Source organism: Bradyrhizobium sp. SZCCT0231 (assembly GCF_018130245.1).
Classification (GTDB): domain Bacteria; phylum Pseudomonadota; class Alphaproteobacteria; order Rhizobiales; family Xanthobacteraceae; genus Bradyrhizobium; species Bradyrhizobium japonicum_F.
The window spans coordinates 71,096-92,196 of the sequence record NZ_JAFCKP010000010.1 but is presented as its reverse complement, the minus strand read 5'-3'; the positions used below and the strand labels follow the sequence as shown (position 1 = coordinate 92,196).

General features: G+C 62.5%; 18 protein-coding genes. 3 read left to right on the top strand and 15 right to left on the bottom strand.

Annotation, left to right across the window (positions count from 1 at the left end; genetic code table 11):
- Positions 1-14: 14 nt before the first annotated feature.
- The 11 genes from JQ566_RS22370 to JQ566_RS22320 form a co-directional block, all read right to left on the bottom strand.
- Positions 15-1,691, bottom strand: a complete 1,677-nt coding sequence (locus JQ566_RS22370) for a N,N-dimethylformamidase beta subunit family domain-containing protein (RefSeq protein WP_212375578.1) — start codon at positions 1,689-1,691, stop codon at positions 15-17.
- A gap of 80 nt (positions 1,692-1,771) precedes the next feature.
- On the bottom strand, positions 1,772-4,033 hold the full coding sequence (locus tag JQ566_RS22365; protein ID WP_212375577.1) for a N,N-dimethylformamidase beta subunit family domain-containing protein: 2,262 nt from the start codon (positions 4,031-4,033) through the stop codon (positions 1,772-1,774).
- The gene (locus JQ566_RS22360; protein ID WP_212375575.1) at positions 4,023-4,373 is read right to left on the bottom strand and encodes a N,N-dimethylformamidase alpha subunit family protein; all 351 of its coding nucleotides are present in this window, start codon (positions 4,371-4,373) and stop codon (positions 4,023-4,025) included. The genes JQ566_RS22365 and JQ566_RS22360 overlap by 11 nt, the downstream gene beginning before the upstream one ends.
- Positions 4,374-4,422: 49 nt before the next feature.
- The gene (locus JQ566_RS22355; protein ID WP_212375573.1) at positions 4,423-5,490 is read right to left on the bottom strand and encodes an extracellular solute-binding protein; all 1,068 of its coding nucleotides are present in this window, start codon (positions 5,488-5,490) and stop codon (positions 4,423-4,425) included.
- A gap of 33 nt (positions 5,491-5,523) precedes the next feature.
- The gene (locus JQ566_RS22350) at positions 5,524-6,315 is read right to left on the bottom strand and encodes an ABC transporter permease (RefSeq protein ID WP_212375571.1); all 792 of its coding nucleotides are present in this window, start codon (positions 6,313-6,315) and stop codon (positions 5,524-5,526) included.
- Positions 6,312-7,190: an ABC transporter permease gene (locus tag JQ566_RS22345; RefSeq protein WP_212375569.1), complete on the bottom strand. Its 879-nt coding sequence runs from the start codon at positions 7,188-7,190 to the stop codon at positions 6,312-6,314. The genes JQ566_RS22350 and JQ566_RS22345 overlap by 4 nt, the downstream gene beginning before the upstream one ends.
- Positions 7,187-8,296, bottom strand: coding sequence for an ABC transporter ATP-binding protein (locus tag JQ566_RS22340; RefSeq protein ID WP_212375828.1), 1,110 nt, complete (start codon positions 8,294-8,296; stop codon positions 7,187-7,189). Before JQ566_RS22340 ends, JQ566_RS22345 begins: the two co-directional genes overlap by 4 nt.
- A 106-nt stretch (positions 8,297-8,402) precedes the next feature.
- Positions 8,403-9,191 carry a shikimate dehydrogenase family protein gene (locus tag JQ566_RS22335; RefSeq protein ID WP_212375567.1) on the bottom strand — a complete coding sequence of 263 codons (789 nt, stop codon included), beginning with the start codon at positions 9,189-9,191 and terminating at the stop codon, positions 8,403-8,405.
- Positions 9,192-9,204: 13 nt separating this feature from the next.
- Positions 9,205-9,825, bottom strand: a complete 621-nt coding sequence (locus tag JQ566_RS22330; RefSeq protein ID WP_212375825.1) for a class II aldolase/adducin family protein — start codon at positions 9,823-9,825, stop codon at positions 9,205-9,207.
- A 23-nt stretch (positions 9,826-9,848) separates the two neighbouring features.
- On the bottom strand, positions 9,849-11,135 hold the full coding sequence (gene otnK / locus JQ566_RS22325) for a 3-oxo-tetronate kinase (protein ID WP_212375565.1): 1,287 nt from the start codon (positions 11,133-11,135) through the stop codon (positions 9,849-9,851).
- A 243-nt stretch (positions 11,136-11,378) separates the two neighbouring features.
- Positions 11,379-11,723 carry an acyl-CoA dehydrogenase family protein gene (locus tag JQ566_RS22320; protein ID WP_212375563.1) on the bottom strand — a complete coding sequence of 115 codons (345 nt, stop codon included), beginning with the start codon at positions 11,721-11,723 and terminating at the stop codon, positions 11,379-11,381.
- An 807-nt stretch (positions 11,724-12,530) separates the two neighbouring features.
- On the opposite strand from JQ566_RS22320, the gene JQ566_RS22315 reads away from it, so the two are divergent.
- The gene (locus JQ566_RS22315) at positions 12,531-13,325 is read left to right on the top strand and encodes a 4'-phosphopantetheinyl transferase family protein (RefSeq protein ID WP_249139743.1); all 795 of its coding nucleotides are present in this window, start codon (positions 12,531-12,533) and stop codon (positions 13,323-13,325) included.
- A gap of 42 nt (positions 13,326-13,367) precedes the next feature.
- Here JQ566_RS22315 and JQ566_RS22310 read toward each other — a convergent pair whose 3' ends face one another.
- The 4 genes from JQ566_RS22310 to JQ566_RS22295 all read right to left on the bottom strand — a co-directional run bounded on the left by JQ566_RS22310 (position 13,368) and on the right by JQ566_RS22295 (position 18,890).
- Entirely contained in the window at positions 13,368-14,561 is a 1,194-nt protein-coding gene (locus JQ566_RS22310; RefSeq protein ID WP_212375559.1) for an MFS transporter, read from the bottom strand.
- A gap of 69 nt (positions 14,562-14,630) precedes the next feature.
- Entirely contained in the window at positions 14,631-15,929 is a 1,299-nt protein-coding gene (locus tag JQ566_RS22305; RefSeq protein WP_212375557.1) for a lysine N(6)-hydroxylase/L-ornithine N(5)-oxygenase family protein, read from the bottom strand.
- Positions 15,930-15,951: 22 nt separating this feature from the next.
- On the bottom strand, positions 15,952-17,013 hold the full coding sequence (locus tag JQ566_RS22300; RefSeq protein ID WP_212375555.1) for a GNAT family N-acetyltransferase: 1,062 nt from the start codon (positions 17,011-17,013) through the stop codon (positions 15,952-15,954).
- A 179-nt stretch (positions 17,014-17,192) separates the two neighbouring features.
- Positions 17,193-18,890 carry a cyclic peptide export ABC transporter gene (locus tag JQ566_RS22295; protein ID WP_212375553.1) on the bottom strand — a complete coding sequence of 566 codons (1,698 nt, stop codon included), beginning with the start codon at positions 18,888-18,890 and terminating at the stop codon, positions 17,193-17,195.
- Positions 18,891-19,179: 289 nt separating this feature from the next.
- On the opposite strand from JQ566_RS22295, the gene JQ566_RS22290 reads away from it, so the two are divergent.
- Entirely contained in the window at positions 19,180-20,247 is a 1,068-nt protein-coding gene (locus JQ566_RS22290) for a siderophore-interacting protein (protein ID WP_212375551.1), read from the top strand.
- A complete protein-coding gene (locus tag JQ566_RS22285) occupies positions 20,244-21,098 on the top strand; it encodes an ATP-binding cassette domain-containing protein (protein WP_212375549.1) in 855 nt (284 codons plus the stop codon). The genes JQ566_RS22290 and JQ566_RS22285 overlap by 4 nt, the downstream gene beginning before the upstream one ends.
- Positions 21,099-21,101: the final 3 nt, after the last annotated feature.

The window sequence follows — 21,101 nt, the reverse complement described above, 5'->3', positions numbered from 1 at the left end:
TCGCTGAAGGTTGCTCACGCGGAACGGGGCGCAGTGAAGCGATCGAGGATGTTGCGGGTGATCCGCTGCGTGAACGGATCGCCGCGCTTCAACCCCATCACCCATTCGCAGGTCGCGGCTGTCAGCACCTCGCCCTTGCCGCGGGTCATGTGCACCATCATGCCGGAGCCGTATTTGTAGCGGGCCAGCCCCTCGGGCGTGACCTCGCCGGTGATGCACTCCACCAGGCCTTCGTGGTCGCTGCTGCGGACATAGTAGCGGAAGCCCTCACCCTGCGGCTCGTCTTCGGCCAGGACGGCCGGCGCCATCGCCAGAATCTGGATGGTCTCGGGCTGCCCCTCGGCCGGGACTGGAAAAGGAAGCCCGTTACGGAACGTGTAGTCCAGCCCGTCGACCTCGTAGGCAAAGATGTGCTGCTTGTCGCCGAAGATATCGGCATAGTGCAGTCCTGTGCCGGCAAATGCCCAATGCTCGGGGCGATAGACGGTAAAGCCTCGTTGGCCGTTCGGCGCGAATCCGCCCCAGGACGCGTAGAGGCCGTGCGCACCGTTCACGCCGACCGTCGAGGCGCCGGGCCAACGGACATTGCGATCTTCCCAGGCTGATGTCATCAGACGCGCGCGGTCCGTGCCGACGAAGGGGTCCTTGTGGATGGCCTTGAACTTGTAGCAGACTTGGCGCCTGCCCTCCTCCTCGAGCCGGATCTGCCACAGGAAGTTCGCGCCGAAGCGCGCGAGCCGCCCGCCGCCCTCCACATAGCGCTCGATTGCCTCGCGCATCTCCCATGTCCAGTACTCGTCATGGCCGATGATGGTGACGCAAGGGTAGGCGTCGAGCAGCTCGGGCCGGTAGTGGAGATCAGTCTGGGTGATCATGTCGAGGGCGTAGCCTTCCTTCTGCGCCCAGAGCACGAAATGCCGATCGAACTGGGCCCAGCCCGCTGCCGCGTAATACTGGCCAAAGCCGTTGGAGAACGCCCACTCCTTCATCTGATAGCGGGGCGCGTCGCCCATCTCGGGCGCGGGATCGGCGCAGATGCGCGGTGCGCCGGACGGCAGCCAGACCACGCCGCGCGTCCATGGCCGCTGCAGCGACAATACCGGTGACGGCTCGTCGCGGTTCGGACCTTCGACGCCGAAATAATGATTGGCACCGCCAAAATCATTGTAGGCGGTCCAGGTGCCCGTCGGCAGGATCATCAGTATCTTCGCGCGCCGCGTTTTCTCCGTCGGCCGCACGACGAAGAAATGATGCTGGATGAAGCGGGCCCCATTCGCTCGCTCGCACGACGAGACCACGCGAAAAAAGCCTGAGCGCAGATCCGGCGGCAACGTCCAGCGATGAGCGACGGGCCAGTTGCAGCCATTGCGATAGGCATCGGACGGCGTAGCCGCGAACACGCCATCAAGCGCATCGACCTCATGCACCATCTCGGGCTCGAGACCGTCGCGATAGATCTGCAACCGCCAGGCCTTTGCGGTCGCGGAGGAGCGAAAGACAACTTCGTCTCCCGGGTCGTAAGACATCGCGTCGGTATAGGTGTAGACCTCCGCGATTGCGGGATCGCCGCGCGGAACCTCATACCAGGGCTGGCTGGCCCAGTGCTCGTCCGCATGCATCGGGCGCGCCTTGCGGGGAGCGACGTTGACGGACCCCAATTCCGGGGGTTGAAACTCAGGCATGTCCGACATGACAGCCTCCCTGGTTCGAGAAGCCATCTCTGGCGACGAGATGGCGATTTTGCATGTTGGGCGGAGATCGAGGCCGCAGTCTAGGTCTTGGCAGGCATGACGAACGGCCTTGGGTCGAGAAACCGATTCACGACGTTCAACGTGATGGTGCTGATGTTGTTGTCGTAGTTGTTGTGACCCAACGACATGCCGTAGGTGATCGATCCCGTCGCAAAGACGGCGCCGCCATGGGCCGCCTCGAAGAACACCATGTCGGCGCGCACCAGCGCATTCTGTGTGCCGTCGAGTCCGTCGACCACGGTGCGGAACTCCTCCGGCGTGGGCAGCGCGCCCGCGCCCAATCCTTCGGACGTCGCGATCCGCAGCGCATGCGGCGGCGTTCCGAGCTCGAGATCGTACCGGTCGATCTCGCTGCCGACGGCACCGTTGTAGCGAAATCCAAAATCACCGAATTTTTCGTGACGGCCTGTGCCCTCGAAGATAAACGCGACGCGCGCATCCTCGCTTTCGGCGGTGCGCAGATAGTAGCCGCAGGTATCGTTGATCATGGCCGAGAACCCGACGCCGACCAGCTTCTGCGGCGCAAAGCCCGAATGCCGCCACAGCGAGCCCGGCTCGCCGGTGCCGGCAAGATGCACTTCGCCCGGCTCCGATTCCCAGGTGCGCGTTCCTGCCATGCCGCGGCGAACCTCCAGCGCGGCGGGCGCGGCCGGGTGAAAGCCGCAGCGCCAGTAGAATGCATTGCCTCCCATCGAGATGTGCCGCCCGCCGGCGTTCTGATACGCCATGATCGCGTTCATCATGCTGAAGCTATAATACTCGGGATGGGTCGGCGTCATCAGGACCCGGTAAGGGGCAAGCGCCCGCGCTCCTTCCCGATCAAGCTCGACATCGGTGATCAGATCGTAGGCGATCCCCTTCTCCTCGAGCCAGTCGAGGATATGGGTGTCGTTGATCAAATTGAACCAGTAGCCGCGCGGACGCATGTTGAGGACGGGCCGCAGCCAGGAGCTGTACGCTCGCCCCGAGCCGTCGACATGGCAATCATAGGTCGACTGGCCGATCTCCGGGTTCTCCTGCATGAAGACGTCATCTTGCGGCAACCACAGAACGTGCTCCATCAGCGTTTCGAAGTGAACCTGATAGAGACGCAACGCGCTGTTGGCATAAGCCAGATATGTCGCAACTGAAGCGACCACGACCAGATCCGCCCGCCGGGACGCCTTGCCGGGCGTCACGAAAAAAGTGACGTAGCTTTCGCAGTCCCTGTCTGGATTGTCGCCTCCCGAGGTCAGCCGGAGCGCGTAGACGCCTGATCGCCAGTGGGCCGGCACATCGAGCGTGCAAGTTGTCTGCCACCCGCAATCGTAGATGTCGTCGCTGTGGAAATGAATCGCCGCATATTCCTCCGGCGACAGCCGCCAGTCGTGGACGGATCCAGACCAATGAAAGCCGGTCACGCCCCTGCGGGGCAACTGGCGGAGGCTGCCATGCAGGCTGTTCGGCGAAACGTCCTTGATCGACAGCGACGAGATTCCATCCGAGAAATCCCAGAAGGCGACAAGCCCTGCATCGCTTGCTCCCGTTCGCAGCCGGCCGTCGAATACCCGCAGCGCCTCTGCGTCCAACGGACACGAAAAGACGCGCGGAGCTTCGATCTTGCCGTCGAAGTGCGAGGTATATTGGCGATCACCATTCGCATGATGGGCCGCGATCAGGAACGGCAGGCCGGAATCGAGCGCAGGCGCTTGCGGCAGGGCGAACGATTTCGAATGGGCAGCGGCCGGCCGAACGCCGTCTGCCGGAACGATCAGCGACAACGAGGCCGATCCCCGCGCAAGGTCAAGCGCACACGATACGAACGCCCAGACGCGCGGGCGCAGCTTGACGTCGAGGGCAAAGCGGGCTGGCGTCTTGCTCGCCTGGCCCAGCACCAGCACCAGATTTCCCTCGTCGTCGAGCTCGAGCGCATAGCCACGCGCCGAGCGCTCGCACCAATTTCCCATCACGGCCCTGGCATTATCCGCGATCCGCGTCGGATATACGTAGGCTCCGAAACACCAGTGCCCGCCGGTCGGGACCAGTGCACCGTCGTGGTCAATGACGGCGTTGGATCCCGGGCGGATCGGTTGATCGAGGCAGGCATGCTCACCGTCAATGGGGCTCGTCATCACCTCATATTTGAAGCCCGGGCCGTTGGTATCGACATCGCCGCAGCGCAGCCTGAGCACCTCGACCTTCACGCTCGGCCGCGTGCTGCTGAGCTGGAATCTGACGGCCTCGCCTGCCGGGACGCTGATGCGATCCGGATAGCCGAGATACTCGTTGGTCTTATAGATCACCGGAAACCTCCGCAGGCAGCGTCGTTCCCGTCATCTCTTGCCAGCGCAGCTTGAAGACATGCCACTCCGCTTCAACAAGAGATGTGAAGACGCGATCATCGACGAAAGGCATGGGATCGCCCCGACGCTTGGGGATGCGCGACAGCCGCCAGGCCTTGCCGGGCTCAAGCACGATCAGGACCAATCGCCCTTCCGGCTTGCCCCATCGCATCCGCGCCAGCAGCTTGCGCAGTTCCGGACTATGCACGCCGAGCGGACTTGCGCGGAACTCCTCCACGAGATCGAGCCTTCCGGGATCGATCACGTAGCGCAGCGCGCCGGGGTCACTGGTGTGATCCATGGTCGGTCCTCTCTTACAAGCGCGAAATGGCGGGAGAAGCTAATGCGGCTTAGCGGGTCAGCCAGGCCATCCACCGCTCACGCAGCTCGTTACGATGTTCGCCGATCCAGGCGAAATCGGGCTTGACCAGCTTTTCGTAGTTCTCCGGCGAGGTCGCGTAGAGATTGCGCTCCTCCGGCTTCAACAACTCGATGGCCGACTTGCTGGCCGTCGCATAGTTGACGGCGCGCATGAACGGCACATGCGCGTCGGAGCTCGCATAGAAGAAATCGAGATAGGCCATGGCGGCATTGAGATCAGGTGCGCCCTTGAGGACAGCCATGTAACCGGTGTCGCGAATCGCTTGGTCCCAGGACATGGCAACCGGTACGCCCTCCTTCACCACGGCGAGTGCGCGGCCTGAGTAGCTCATGGCCATGACGACCTCGCGGCTGCGCATGATCTGCTGCACCTGGTCGCCGGTCTTCCACCACACCGCGACATTGGGACGGATCTCGTCCAGCTTCTTGTAGGCGCGATTGATGTCCAGCGGGAAAAGCTGCTCCGGCTTGACGCCGTCGGCGAGGAGCGCGGCTACCGGCACCCACCAATCGCTGTCGCCGGTGTCGGGCAGCCCCCGCGGCCCGGGAAACTGCTTGACGTCCCAAAAATCCGCCCATGTCTTGGGCGCCTTGTTCTTGAACGTTTCGGTATTGTAGGTGATCAGCATGCCGCCGGTCGTCCGGGCGACGCCGTAGGGCTGACAGGCGTCGGAGACACCGAACTTCTGGACGCTGGGCAGTTTCGCACAGTCGATCTTCTGGAGCATGTCGGTGCGCCCGACGAGGTCGGGACCGGTTGCCGTGACGATGTCGAACTCCACCTTGCCGGTTCGCTGCATCGCCTTGGCGCGCGCCCACTGATCGGGGACCTCGATCGCGACCGGGACGATTTCGACATTCTTGGCCTTGTTGAAGGGATCGTAGAAATATTTCGCGAGGGTGTTGCCCATCAGGCCACCGGTCGTTGCAATCACCAATTGGTCTTCCAGTTTTTCAGCGGCAGCCGGCAGCGCTCCACAAAGAACCGAAGCAAGCACGACAGCTGCCGAGTTCCCCATCCAACCTGTTTTCAGCATCGACGATCTCCTCTCTGGCTTCTCACTGGCTCGCTACCGGGTGACGCTGCGGGATCTGAGGACATGGGCCCCCAGCAGAATCAAAATGGACAAGACGATCAGCAGTGTCGCGATCGCGGGAATCACCGGCGTCAGGTTCTGCTCGATGTCCTCGAACATTCGGCGCGGCAGCGTCTTCTGGCGCACACCGGACAGAAAGAACGACACCACCGGCTCGTCGAAGGAGATGATGAAGGCGAACAGCGCACTGCTGGCGAGACTCGGCAGAACGAGCGGCAGCGTGACCAGGCGAAAGGCTTGGAAGCGCGTCGCACCGCAGCTCATGGCCGCCGCCTCCAGATTGGGATCGACCTTTCCCAAGGCGGCGGCCATCGTGAAAACGACGAACGGCAAGGTGAGCACCGTATGCGCCAGCACGAAGCCCGGAATGGTGCCGGAGAGACCGATCGTCTGAAAGAACAGATAGAGGCCGACGGCGAGCGCGATATGCGGCACAATGATCGGCCCGATCAAAAGGATCTGGAAAGCGGTTACGAGTCGGCTGCGGCCGCGGATCATTGCATAGGTCGCGGCCGTGCCGATGACCGACGCGAAAAGAGCGGTCAGCAAGGCCACCTGTACGCTGAGCCAGGTGGCGGCGCGCCATTGCCTGCTGTCAAAATATTCGGAGTACCATTTCAGCGTGAAGCCGGACGGCGGAAATGCCAGATAATCGTTCTGGCTGAACGACATTGGAATGACGATGACCAACGGCACGATGATGAAGGCCAGCACGGCATAGACATAGGCCCCCAGCGCAAGCGATCGGTCGGTCGGCGGTTTCACGAGGCATTCCCCATCAGCCGGTCGAAGCGAAGCGTCTTGCTGAAGATGATCGCCAGCAACGTGACGAATACGGTCAGCACCCCGACCAGCGCCGCAGCAAAGGGCCAATCGAGGACCTCACGGATCTGCTTCGAGACGAGCGTCGAGATCATCATCTCCTGCGGCGAGCCGAGCAACGCGGGCGTAATGAAAAAGCCGAGCGCCGTGAGGAATACGAGCAGCGAACCGGAAACGACGCCCGGCAGGCTCAGGGGGAGGATCACCTCCAGAAAGGTCCGCAGGCGCGTTGCGCCGAGCACGGCGGCCGCTCGTCCATAGTCGTTCGGAATGCTGCGCAATGCGCCATAGATCGGCAGGATCATGAATGGCAGAAGCACGTGGGTCATGGCGATGACCACGGCGCTCTGGGTATAGAGCAGCTTGAACGGCTCTGAAGTCAGACCGAGAGCCATCAACGCCGAATTGATCAGGCCGTTGCGCTGGAACAGGAAGGACCAGGCCGCGGTGCGGACCAGGACGCTCGACCAGAGCGGCAGGATGACGCAGACTGCGACAAGGGCGGCGACTGTCCCCTTGGCCCGGCTCATGTAATAGGCCACCGGGAAGCCGAGGACCACCGACAGGGCCGTCACCAGCGTGGCGATCCAGAGCGTTCGCATCAGGACGCGTGTGTGAACCGGATTTTCGACGACGCGCGCGTAGTTGTCCAAGCTCGGATGCGGCTCGAGGACGCTGATCACCAGGAGCTGCAGGATCGGATAGACGAAGACGAAGGCGATGATGGCGAAGAATGGCAGGAGCAGCAGCAGTGTCGACAGGCCGCTCAGCCGGCGGCCGTCGGAATGCCAGAACTGCGACCGCCCCGTCTTCATCATCGTCGCTTCCCTCGGTAGAGCAGCATCGCGTCCGCCGGAATGGTGAAGGACGCGACGTCGCCCGGGGCCAAGGAGCTGAGCTGCGAGGCGCCGGGGATGCGCGCGCGCATCTCGGTGCCGTCAGGCAGACGTCCGATCAGGAGCAGGGCTGCCCCGGCATAGACAATGTCGCTCAGAGTCACAGTGATGACATGCCCGGGGGAGCTGGCGCCGAGTTGCAGCCGCTCGGGCCTCACGGCCAGCACCGCTGTCTCGCCGGCTGCAGGGGGCTCGACCGCTGCTGTGGCTGGCAGGCGCCATGTTTCACCCCATGGCAACGCCACCGCGACGTCGTCGCCGACGCTTTCGTCCCGAACGTCGACGAAATTCATCTCGCCGATGAAGCCGGCAGTAAAGAGATTCGCGGGCCTTTCATAAAGCTGGCGCGCCGGCCCGATCTGCTGGATCTTGCCATCCCTCAGGACGGCGATCCGATCGGCCATGGTCAACGCCTCGCTCTGATCGTGGGTGACGAAGATGACGGTGATGCCAAGCTCGGCATGCAATCGCTTGATCTCGAGCTGCATGTCTTCGCGCAGATTCTTGTCGAGCGCACTCAGCGGCTCGTCCATCAGGAGGACGCGCGGCTGATAGACGATCGCACGCGCGAGCGCCACACGCTGCTGCTGACCGCCGGAAAGCTCATTCGGACGACGGTGGCCATAGCCCGCCAGACGCACGGTCGCGAGCGCGGCTTCGGCGCGCGCGTGACGTTCAGCCGTCCGGAGACCGCGCATCTTCAAGGGAAAGGCGACATTGTCGAGAATCGACATGTGCGGGAACAGCGTATAGTTCTGGAACACCATTCCGAGGTTGCGCCTGTTCGAGGGAACATAGGTCAGGTCTTCGGAATCGACGTGAATGGTGCCGCTGGTCGGGAATTCGAATCCTGCAACACTCATCAGGATCGTTGTCTTTCCGGAGCCGCTTGGTCCGAGCAGGGCGATAAACTCACCGGCAGCAATATCGATATCGACGCCATCGACGGCGGAGACGGCACCGAAGCGCTTCTCCAAGCGACTGATGCGGATCGATGCGCCCGACGCCGATTGCCTGGCCGATGCAATATTCACGGAGCCTCGCTTCCCTTCCGTCTGCCTTCGATGCGGGCGGCCCTTGCACCCGATCCAAAGCCGCCACCACCGACTTCGATATAATATTTGATATATCAGGCTATCGCGCGATGAACCGGGCAACAAGGGCCATCTGCGCATCAAGCATAGGCTTTCCGCCGACGACCTTTGCGCCCTGCGCAGCCGCCCTTGCAAGAAGCCGGGTCACTGCAGGATTGACGACAATGTCGCTGACGGTGGCGCCGGGACCGACACCTTCGATGTCCAGCGGAAACGGATCATCCGGTTTCATGCCGAGCGAGGTCGTGTTGACGATGAGATCGAATGCGCGCGCCTCCGCGCGGCCGGCGCTGACCTTCGTGGCGGGATAATGCGCCGCCACGGCAGCCGCAAGCGCGCGGGCTTTCTCGTTATCCCGGTTCATGATCGTGAGTTCGCGTGCGCCGGCCTCCGCCAGGCCGAATGCAGTGGCGCGTCCCGCGCCACCAGCACCGACCTGGAGCACCTTCCGATCGCGCACCGCAACGTCATGCTGCGCGAGGCTGGCGATAAATCCCCTCGCATCCAGATTGTCGCCAACGAGGCGCCCTTCCGCCGTCCGCTTCACGAAATTGACCGCGCCAATCAGCCGCGCCGTCGGCGTAATCTCATCCAGATGCTCGATCACGCACGTCTTGTGCGGGATCGTGACGCCGAAGCCGAAGACGTTGCGCATGAGCCTGATGCTTGCGACGACCCGGCCGAGATCGCCGGGCAGGACATGGATCGGCGACACCGCCAGATCGTCGCCGATCGATCCGAAATAGGCATTCATGACCGCACTCGCCCGCACATGATCGACCGGGTCGGCGAGCACAAACATGATCTTGGTCTTCCCGGTGATCTCCATGGAGCTGTCCTTCTCAGGCCGGCAGGGCAGCGCGGCCGTAACTGCCATAGCGCTCGACCACCCGCGCCATTTCGTCGTCGGCAAGGATCGCGGGTGCGCCGGCCTGACAGGCGAGCAGATACTGCCGGGCTAGGATTTCGAGCCTCACGGTGAGGTCGAAGGCCGCCTGCAGCCCTTTGCCGACGGCAATCATCCCGTGGTTCGCGAGCAGGCAGGCCTTGCGCTGTTTCAGCGCCGCGACGGCGCCATCGGCGAGAGCCCTGGTGCCGAATGTGGCGTAGGGTGCACAAGGCACATCGTTTCCACCAAAACTGGCGACCATGTAGTGGAATGCTGGAATTGGCTTTGCCAGGCAGGACAGCGCGACGCAGCAGTCGGCATGGGTGTGCACCACCGCGTTCACATGCGGATAGGCGTTGAGGATCGCCAGATGCATGTGCCATTCGCTGGAGGGCAAGCCGCCTCGAACCACTGTTCCGTCGCGCTTCAAATGGACGAGACCGTCGATGGTCGTGTTGCCGCTATTGCCGCCGGTCGGCGTGATGAGAATGTCTTCTCCGATGCGAGCGCTGACATTTCCGCTGCTGCCGTGGTTGAAGCCCTTGGCTTCCAGGCGCGCTACGGTCTCCAGCATGGATTGCCTAAGTTCGCGTTCGTTCAATTGACTCCCTCCGGATTCAACATTGCTTCGAGCGTCGTCGCGAACAGGTCGACAGGGCCCAGCTTGCCGGACTTCAGACAAATGGCCACCGGATCCTCGTCTTCGGTCACCGCAGTGCCGATGCCGGGTCCGCCATAGGGACCGACCCGCAAACCTCGAATGCCGAGGTTCTCGACGATCGCACCGGACGTCTCGCCACCGGCCACGACGAAGCGCCGCACGCCGATGCTGCGAAGAGAGACGGCGAGCCGACCAAGAATGGTTTCGGCGAGTTGCGCCGCGCCTTCACGGCCATATCGCTCCTGAGCCATCTTGACGGCCTCGGGCGCGTCCGAAGTGGCGAAGCCGACGGGACCATTCCGCAGCCGCGGCCGCGCCCAATCGAGCGCGTCGCCGACCGTCGCCGCCACATCTTCAGCATGCAGGAGATTGATGCGAAGCACTGGATGAATCTTCTCGAATTCAGCGACTTGCTCCAACGTCCGCTCGGCGCAACTCCCGGCGAGAACGACGCCGCCGCCGCCAACCGCGCGCAAGCCGGGTGGTCTGCTGGCCGTGGGGATGAGCCCCCGCGCCCTCCAGATTTCCGGATAGTGCTGTACGATCGTCGCATTGCCCGTCATCAGCTTCCAATCGCAGGTGAGCGTGGCAAGCGTATCGAGATCCCGATCGTAGATCGTGTCCGCAATGAAGTAGCGGATCCCCCGAGCCGCCGCTTCCGCGATCGCGCGACCGGCCGAGTCCGCGCCTGCATTGATCTGCGAATGCGCCAGAAGGCCGACCCTGGCCCGCGTTTGACGCTGCAGTACCCGGACCAGATCGGGATCAGTCATCGGTGTCAGCGGATCATTGCGTTTCGGCGAGTCCGAGATCAGCTCGGTGCCGAGAAACAGATGACCGTTATAGACGGTCCTTCGAAGGGCAGGAGAAGCCGGGCAAAAGGCGGTGTATTCGGCGCCGGTCAGCTGCATCAGCAGGTCGGAGACCGGGCCGATATTCCCCCGGTCGGTGGAATCGAACGTCGCACAATATTTGAAGAAGATTTGCCTCGCGCCCCGCGCAAGCAGCGCCCGTGCCGCCTTCGCCGTCATGCTGACGGCTTCGCTTGCGGGGATCACCCGCGTCTTCTGCGCGATCACGATTGCCGGCACATCGCCGCAGCTGCCGACGAGATCGGGGTCGGTGACAAATCCGCATTCGATCCCGGCAGCGACCAGCATCGCGGCCGTTTCCATGCCGCCCGTCAGATCGTCCGCCACCACTCCAAAGATGGGCTTCGTCATGCGTCCCGCAGATCTCGTGCAAATACTCGCGAACTCCGATACATGATATATCAAATATTTGCAATACCGCCCGCCAACTTTCGGGGTCTCCGAAGCCTGCGTGGAGGTCCGCCACATCTGAATCCCGCATAGCGAATAGATCGGGACGGGCCACAGCCAACGGGTCGAATCCCGCGCGAAATGAGTTGGGTTTGATCGCGCCGACCGTCGGATGCGTCGCCATGGGCGACGAGAACATGCCGCCTATGCAGCCAGACTGCAAAGTATCAGGCGCAAGCGTGCGGCTTCGATCGTGGTCTTGGCATCGGCCAGGGCGTATCCGACCGCCTGATGCTCGATGATCGGGTGAACGCCGCCGCGTTTTTCGGTCCGGGCAAAATGCAGCGCGAACTCGAAGGCCGCGCGCATCAACGCCACGCCGAAGATGCCGACGAGCGCCGCGGTCCCCGTGAAGGCGGCCGCTGTCAGGGCGAGCCCCGCCCCTTCCTGGCCCAGCAGATTGTGGTGCGGTGCCACGACATTCTGCAAGCCGAACTGCGGCACGAGATGCCTGCGATGGCCGATCGTGTCGATGGCGCGCTCGAACACAAGGCCCTTGACCGGTCCCTCGACAGCAATGGTCGAGATCGCTTCACCAGGGGGTGCTGCGGAGTCGGTTCGGCACACGACGCACAGGACGTCGGCGCCCTCGCGATTCCAGTCCGTGGCTGAGGATACCCATCGAATTTCTCTCACCGACAAGACAATCGCTCAATTACCTACTCCGAAGGAAGGCTATTGCAGCCGTCGATTTGGATGCACTGGCGTTACAGAGCCGTTTCACGCAAGACCCTTTCCCGGCGCTGAGGCGGAACCGCCGACGACGGAATGGAACGACGGGCGCCCTTCCGGACTGAAGAGCGGTGGAACGCGAAATGGCAAATCACGCTATCGAGACTCTCATCCACGTCGCGAATGCGGCGGCCGTGAAGGGCCACCCACTTCTCAATCCGGCGCACACCCGAACGTCCCAGGCCCGGCTGCCCAAGTAGTTCGGCCTTGGTGTGTAGCGACGCTATTTCGAGGAGATAGTCCATCCGCGTCGATGGCTCTCTGCTAACGAGCGCCGCATGTGAACTCCGAACCAATATGGTTGCAATGCGCTCCGGCAAATGGCCGACGCTTTGCTTGAGAGCGACGTCTTTCCTCACGGTCCGCTTCACCTCGAACCTGCCAACATGTCAAAACTGTTCTAAGAACAGCTCTATCAGAGCCGCACAGTCTTGTCGTAAAAATACACGCTTTGGTTGATATACATTAGACAGGTTCTAGGTCGGGTGATCTGCAAACCGACGTTGACACACAGTCCAGATTGACTCCACCGTTGATCATGAATGAGCAGAAACGGTGCAGAAAATGCCCGGATACGGATTCTTTGCGAGCTCGCGATCGTTTGAACTGGTGAGCAGGACCCTTGCTTGGTCGATCGCCGTCAAGTGCAAGGCCCCGCATTATCGGTTGCGCGTGCGACACCTGCCCGGTCGGTGCAGTCGCGAGGCAACCGAATTCCGCGATCCGGAAGAAGTTCTCCTGTGGGTCGGCGCAACGCCTAACGCTCGGAGCAACACATTCCACGACGATCAGACACTCAATGTCGAACAAGCCGCAATGCTGCTCGACGCCGAAGAATCCAATCGTCTTGTGCGTTTTCTCCATGTGGAAGATCGACTGAGCTATCTTGCTGCACATGCTGGCGCGCGACTCCTGCTGGGAGCCATCACGGGGCGGCCGGTCGACGCGTTGCAATTTGAACGATCCGCGTTAGGCAAACCCGTGCTCATTGACGCACCGCCAGGCCTCGACTTCAGCCTGAGCCACGCGAGAGGCGCGGTCGCCGTCGCAGCGGCGTACATGCCGATCGGGGTGGATATCGAGCCCTTGCGGCCAATTGCCGATATAGACGAGATGAGTGAAATCGCCCTGGCGTCAGAAGAGCGTCGGGTGCTGGCGAAAACTGCCGTTGCTCTGCAGTCCCACCTCTTTCTTCGCTACTGGACGATCAAGGAGGCCGTCCTCAAGGCAGCCGGGGTCGGTTTCACGATTCCGCCGAATACATTGATCGTCGATGCAGGCCCGTCTGCTGCCGTGCTCTCCGTGCCAGCCGCACTAGGATCCGCGGCGCAATGGCACGTGATCGCCTCGGCGAACTGAAATCCCAAAGCACGGCACATCGCTCGCAGGCCAACCCAAACATCAGGTTCTGCTTCTCCAGCGCATCCCAAGAGCGAGCAACAGCATAGCCAGAAGAGACAGTCCTGCTCCAATCAGAAACGGCATCTTTGAGCCGAGATGCTGCCAGGCCCAGCCCGCGGCGGTGTTGCCAATCAGCACTACAATGCCCGTCACCAGATTGAACGTGCCAAAGGCACTGCCTTTCAGCGCATCCGGCGAGGCTGTCGCAATCATCGTACCCAAAAGCCCCTGCGAAAAGCCCATATGCAGGCCCCAAAGAACCGTACCGAGGACGTAGATCCAGACCGTCGCGGCGGACGAGAGAGTAACATGCGCGGCAATCAGGAAGGCGAGACTCCAGAGCAGAAGTCCATTGCTCCCGATACGGTCAGAGAGCCTTCCGACCGGATACGCCGAAAGCCCATAGATTGCATGCATGATCACCATCGAGAGCGGCACCCATGTCGGCGAGAAGCCCGCCTCCAGCGCCTTCAGCAGCACAAACGCCTCGCTGAACCGCGCGAGCATGATGATCGCGGCTAAACCGATGACTCTCCAGACAGCCGGGTTAAGGCGGAAGGCCTGCGACAACTGGAAGTCGGAGCGTTTCGTGGCGCGATTGCCGGCCGGCTCCCGAACGCCGAGGATGAGCACCACCATGGCAAGCGCTGCCGGAATAGCCGCCAACCAGAACACCGCCACGATGTCTCCAGCCGTGACGATCATCACCAGCACCGCGACCAATGGTCCCAGAAAGCCGCCCACCGTGTCGAGCGACTTCCGGAGCCCGAAGCTTGCTCCCCTGATCTCGGGCGGCGTCACCGCAGCGACAATCGCATCGCGCGGCGTGCCGCGGATCCCCTTCCCCACCCGGTCCATGGCCTTCGCGAGTACGATCTGATCGACGGTCGCCGCCAGAGGAAAAATCAGACGCGATAGAGCACCGAGTCCGTACCCGAGAACAGCAAGCGGCTTGCTGTGCCGGGTCCAGTCGGCGAGTGCGCCAGAAACGAACTTGGTCGCGGTGGCGATCGCCACGGACAGCCCCTCGATGAATCCGATTGCCAAAGCCGAGGCACCAAGACCGCCCGCAAGGTAGAGGGGCAGCAAAGTCTGGATCATCTCGGAGGACACGTCCATCAGTAGGCTGACGAAGCCCAGCATCCAAACGGTCGCTGGAATGTTTGGACGGTTGGTAACGACCGACGCGCTCATGTGTCAATTTCCGGAGATGTGCTCGCGGCAACTCTTTTGCTTCTTGCCCTTTGATTGGAAGAGCCGAGCCTAGGCGATGAGCTCCCGGCGCGAAATGGTCGAAAGCAGGGACTCAGCGATCTCCTGCGAGCGCGTGGCAAGGACCGAAAGCAGCGTGTCGCTCAAGCCATGCGAGGCTTCCGAATATCCCTGGAGATGAATTTGCGGTCGGAAGGCTGGGCTGGTGACGAGCCTGTAATTGCGATCCAGTGCGGCATCGCGAATGTAGCGGCGGATCGGTTCGAGAAACGCGTGCGGCGCTTCCCTGTCGTATCCGGTCGCCAAGACGACGGCATCGTAGGCAGACTGGCGGTGTCCGCTTCCGAACTTGTCGATCAGGCCGATTTCGATACCGTCCGGTCCCGCGTCCACATTCGTAATCTCGCTGCGCGGACGCAACACGATCCTTTCGTCGCCGCCGACACGCTGCTGGTAGAGCAGCCGGTACAATTGGTCCAGCAGGTCGGAATCGACCACGGCATAGTTCGTATTCCGGAAGTTGCGGACGATCGCGTCCCGCCGCTCGCTAGGCTGCGCGTAGACAAAGTCGGTATAGTCCGGATTGAAGATCTCGTTGACGAAGGGGCTGCTGTCGGATGGCTTCAGGGCATGGCCGCGAAAGATCAGATCGATGTGCGCCTCTGAACATCTGCCGTGGAGATCGACCGTCACCTCGGTCGCGCTCTGTCCGCCGCCGATGACGGCCACGCGCACGGCCCGACCGCGCGGGACGATTTGCTCGATGAGGTCGAGATAGCGGCTGGAATGCAGCAGCCTGCGATCATCAGCCGCCTTGGCAAACACCTGAGGGACATAAGGCTGGCCTCCCACCGCGACAACGAGATTTCGTGCGAGGCGCACAGTCTCTCCGCCGGCGAGCGATCGTGAATGCACCCGCAACGACGTCACCGTCTGCCCGGCGGCCACCGGCTCGATCGCGACGATGGTTTCACCGTAAGCGGCCTGCGACTGGAAATGGCTCGCCACCCACTGGAGGTAATCATTGAACTCGACACGGCTCGGATGGAACGTCCGGCAGTTGATGAAGTCCAGCAAGCGGCCGCGCTTGTGCAGATAGTTCACGAAGGTGAATGGACTGGTCGGATCGCGCAAGGAGACCAGATCCTTGAGAAACGATATCTGCATGTCGCTGCCCGGAAGCAGCATGCCGCCGTGCCAGGTGAAGTGCGGCTGCTTCTCAACGAACAACGGCGCGCATTTCAGGCGCGATCGCTTCGCGCATTCGTCCAATGCGATGGCAAGCGCGAGGTTGGAGGGCCCGAATCCGACGCCGATGACGTCGTGCTCGATCGCAAGTTGATGAGACATGAAGCTGCGCTCCGCTCGCGCTCTAGGATGGGACCGCCGGGCCGGCGGCTGCCGGAAGCCAGAGCCGATCGCCGAAGAAGCGCTCGCGCAACAGCATGACCAGGGTCGCGCGCTTATGGGGAAAGTCGAAATTCTTGATCTTCGCAAACCCCGAGCGATCGAGATTGCGAATCTGCTGGGAGTGCGCCGCCGCCGGCTCCCCAACGATCCGCTGCGTACGGCAATCGTCGAGGAACATGTAGTGCATCAGCGAGGGCAGCCACGCGCTGACGTAACGACCGCCGCGAAAAGCGTCCTCGCCCACGACCACGTGCCATCCCCGGTCATAGTCGTCGGCGTCGTAGAACGGCGCGATGCGATTTTCCTTGGCCCAATAGAGCTCGAAATAGCCGAACGGCTCCTCGCCGAAGCAGCCTATCAACGGCAGCATATGAGGATCGGCCAGGATGCCGGCCAGATATCGCCGATGCTTGTCGAGACCGCCCGCCTCGTTCCAGAATGCATCGACGCGAGGGTCGTTCATCCAGCGGTGCAACAAATGGAGATCATTCTCGAGATCGGCCACGCGAAACGAGATGACTTCCGACAGCCAGGGAATGAACCGGCCATACACCTTGCCCGCCGGTTTTGCGGCGCGCCGCGGATGGCGCTTGCCGTCCGTCATGACGTGGAGTTGCGGCCATGGCGGTCGCCCGGGGTTCACCAGCCAATTGTCGGGCCGCTGCATGACCAGTTCGGGCAGCAGCACCAGTTGGCCCTCGGACATGGTGGCGAGGCCACCCTCCATCAGCTGCCGTGCAAGCGATGCTTCACCCGCGAAATCCAGAACGAGCCGATCAGTCCTCGGCCGCCAGCCAAGCAACGCCTCGGCCGACGCCGATACGGCACGTGTCGCAAGCTCACGGTCGCCCGATACGTTCAGGACCTGGAGGTAATCGCCCCGCTCCCGAACACGCAGTTCCAATGCCGTCACGTCGTCGGCAACGACCCGGAGGCAATCGCCCTCCTGGTAAACGGTCAGAGCGGAATATGGGCCGACCGGAAACGCACGAGGTCCGGTCCCGGAATCCGAAGCCTTGTTCATCCGGCCCTCGCATCTCGATCATCGCTGACGCGTGGTGTAGATCACTCGCCTACAGGCTGACAAGGAATGCGCGCACACGCAGATTAGATTCTCTACAAATCTGACGGCCTGTCGCAAAACGGGATCGCACGCTGTCGTTTGCGTGCGACAAATAGCACCAGCGGCTCGCTACAATGTGTCTAAAGCGGTGCATCGGTCGGAACTGCGGAAGCCCCAGCGACGTTGCTGGCCTTTGCCTCGCTTGCGACGATCTTGCCGTCGCGCAGCCGCACCAGATGATCCGCAATCCCGAAATAGCGATCATCGTGTGAAATCACGATGATGGTCTTTCCGAGACGCTTCAGATCGGGCAGCAGCTCCGTATAGAAGATGTGCCGGAACGCCGGATCCTGATCCGCGGCCCATTCGTCGAACACGAGAACGGGTCTTTCCTCGAGCCATGCATTCATCAGGGCCAATCGCTTGCGCTGTCCAGTCGACAGGTCCGTCGTCGTGAACACGCCGTTCTCGACGGAGACCTTGTGCGCAACCTCCAACCGCTGGAGGTAGCGCTCCGCGACATCAGGAACCACGCCTTCTCCACGAATGAGATCCTCAAACAGATAATAGTCGGAGAAGATGGTCGTGAAGAGCTGGCGGTAATCGTCGCGTGTCTCCGTCAGGACCGGCGAACCGTCGCGCAGGACGGCGCCGCCATGCGGAGCATAAAGGCCCAGCAACAACTTGATCAGGGTCGTCTTTCCGCTGCCGTTCTGCCCCACGATGAAGACGATGTCGCCGTGCCGAACGAGCAGATCAACCGGCCCGAGGACAAAGGGATCGCTGCCCGGCACGGCGCGAAATGCATAGGTTACGCCGCGGAGCTCGATGGATTCGATGGCGGTCTTGCCGGGTGCAGCGGGCGCACTGGTCAGCAGTTCGTGCTCGGGGCTCGAGAACTGCTCCGAGAGTTCCGCAATGCGGCGCATCGCGACCTGGGCGCGGCCAAGCGCCGGCAGGATACCGATGACCTGGTCGATGGGGCCGCGCATATAGAGCAACACCAGTACAAAGCCACTGGACACCGCGGCAGGGCTGTCGGGCCACAGGAACGGACGCAAGGTCAGCGCCACGCCGATCACGACAAAGAACAGCATCGTGCCGAACGCCCGCGCCGTCACGAACAGATTGATCGATCTGATCTGCACCGAGCTGATCCGGTCGACGGTCTGCTGGAGCTGCTCGACATAGACGCGCCGACGGCGCACGCGATTGAGGCGCAGCTCCTTGGCACCTTCGGCGATCGCGCGATACTGCTTGTGCAGCTGGTCTTCGGACTCTCGCGCGGCGCTGAAGCCGCGAACGCCGCGCGTCCTCGCATATCCATGCGCCAGCGATCCCAGCACGATGACGGCTCCCGTGATCAGGAAGAGTGGCCAAGACAGCACCGCCAGGTAAACCATGCAGCCGAGCGCGATCACGAGTGACACGAAAAAGGACGAAAAGAAGAATGCGAAATCGCTGATCGTGTCGACGTCCTGCGTGAGAACCGGGATCAGGCGATGCGTCCGGTAGATTTCGAGCTGATCGATCGGCGCGGCCAGGATTTTGGCGGCGAGCGACTTGCGAAGCTCGGCGATGATCCGCTGTCCGACATAATTGGCGCTGATGTCAGCGCCAATGGAACCGATCAGGATCAGAAGGCACAGGCCAGCGAAGGCGAAAAACAGCGTTACCACGTCGGCCTGCGTGGCATAAAGCCCGTGATTCACGACCGCGAGCAACGCCGCGACGCTGGCGCCGCCGACCACTCCCAGAACGCTGCCGCCGAGCACGAGCGGCCAGTAAGGCCGCAGGAGCTGCAGGATCTGCGTCGTCAGGCCGCTTCGTGAGTTCATGATGAGAGCCGCGCTGGAGGAGACCTGAAGCGAACCTATATGGACGGACAAGCCGTGCCGAAGTGATGCGAATACATGATGGCGGCGCCGCAACTCCAGCGCTTATTTTCGCTGCTCTTTCGATGGATTCTAATTTGGGATCGGCAATGCCTCTAATATGATGCGGGTAGTATCGCTTTTGCATCGCAGCCGGCGAGCGAGCAGGATTTATGATCCAGAGCCGTGCCAGGCCGCGACATCCGGACATCGAAGCGCTTGCAGCGCCGGCATCGGACAGGGCCGGTGGAGAATGACTTTGGACTTGCTGATCTCCGAAACCCGCATCGCGCTTCCCGACGCCGCCGGCCTCGCCGCGCGGATGATCGATCATCTGGCCGAGCATGACATCGCCTTCGAGGACCGGGACGGTCTCATGGTGGCGAAACTGCCGTTCGGCACCAGTTCCCTCGCCGTCGAGGCCGAAGCGCTCAAGATCCGCGTCGAGGCCAACGACAAGGGCAATCTGGAAATGCTGCGCTCGGTCGTCGCCTCGCATGTGATCGAGTTCGCGGGCGACATGGCCCCGACCATCGTTTGGTCCGGTCATGAATCCGACGGCGGCATGCTGGCCAACTTCCGCGAGGTGCGGCTGAAGGCCGCGATCACCCTGACGCCGCACATGCGGCGGCTGACCTTCACCGGCGACGATATCGCCCGTTTCGTGAACGACGACGACCTGCACGTGCGGCTGTACTTCCCACCCGAAGGCATCGCCCAACCCGAATGGCCGTGGCCCGCCTCGGACGGACGTATCCTGTGGCCGGAGCCCGACCGCAGACCCGTCACCCGCTATTACACGATCCGCCGCATCGACCTGCAGACCCGCGAAATCGATATCGATTTCGTGGTCCATGATCACGCCGGACCGGGTTCGGCATTCGCAGTGAACGCGAAGGCCGGCGCCATCTGCGGCATGGCCGGCCCGCTCGGCCGCGGCATTCGTCCGGCACGCTGGTTGCTGCTGGCGGGCGACGAAACCGCCCTGCCCGCCATCGCACGAATTCTCGAGACGCTACCGGCGACGGCAACGGGCGAGGCCTTCATCGAGGTTGCCGATCGGTGCGAGGAGGTTCCGCTGGTCGCGCCGAGCGGTGTGGCGATCCGCTGGCTGCATCGCGCGGGCCGTCCGGCCGGGACGACGCAGCTCCTGGTCGATGCCGTCAAGGCGATGCGATGGCCCGACCATCGGGAGGTCTTCGCCTGGGTCGCGTGTGAGGCGCAGGCGCTGAAGGCCCTGCGAAACCATTTGCGCGACGAGCGAAAGCTCTCCCGCGATCAGCATCTGGCCGTCGCCTATTGGAGCCTGCGGCAACCATGACGTTCCAACACGCGCAGACGGGCGAAGGGACGCTCGCCTTGCCAACCAGCATCACGCAGGCCTCGCCCGACGTGCCCGCCTCCTTGTTCGAGCTCGACCAGGTCGGCTTCACGGTGGCGGGACGCGCGCTACTCGAGCCGCTAACCTTGTCCCTTCCCGCGCGCAGCGTCGTCGGGCTGATCGGGCATAACGGCTCCGGCAAATCGACCTTGCTGAAATTATTGTCGCGCCAGCAGCCAAGCTCGTCGGGAACGATTCGTTTCGAGGGCCGCGCGCTACGGGCGTGGAGCGATCGCGACTATGCCCGCAAGGTCGCCTACCTGCCGCAGCAGACACCACCCGCCGCCGGCATGCTGGTCAAGGAGTTGGTCGCACTCGGCCGCTATCCCTGGCACGGTGCGCTCGGACGGTTCGGCGACATCGACCGCGATAAGGTCGCAAACGCCATGGCGTTGACCCATATCGAGCCGTTCGCGGACCGCCTAGTCGATACGTTGTCCGGCGGCGAGCGCCAACGGGTCTGGATCGCCATGCTGGTTGCGCAAGATGCCGAGTGCCTGCTGCTCGACGAGCCGACCTCGGCGCTGGACATCGCTCATCAGATCGAGGTGCTCTCGCTGGTCAAGCAGCTTGCCCGCGAGCGCAACCTCGGCGTAGTCGTCGTGCTCCACGACGTCAACATGGCCGCCCGTTTCTGCGACGAGATCATCGCGCTGCATTCCGGGAAGCTGATCGCCCGCGGCACGCCGGACAAGATCATGACGCCTGTCGAGCTCGAAATCATCTACGGCATCCCCATGGGCGTGATGCCGTCGCCGGATCACGGTCATCTCATCAGCTTCGCGCGGTGAGCG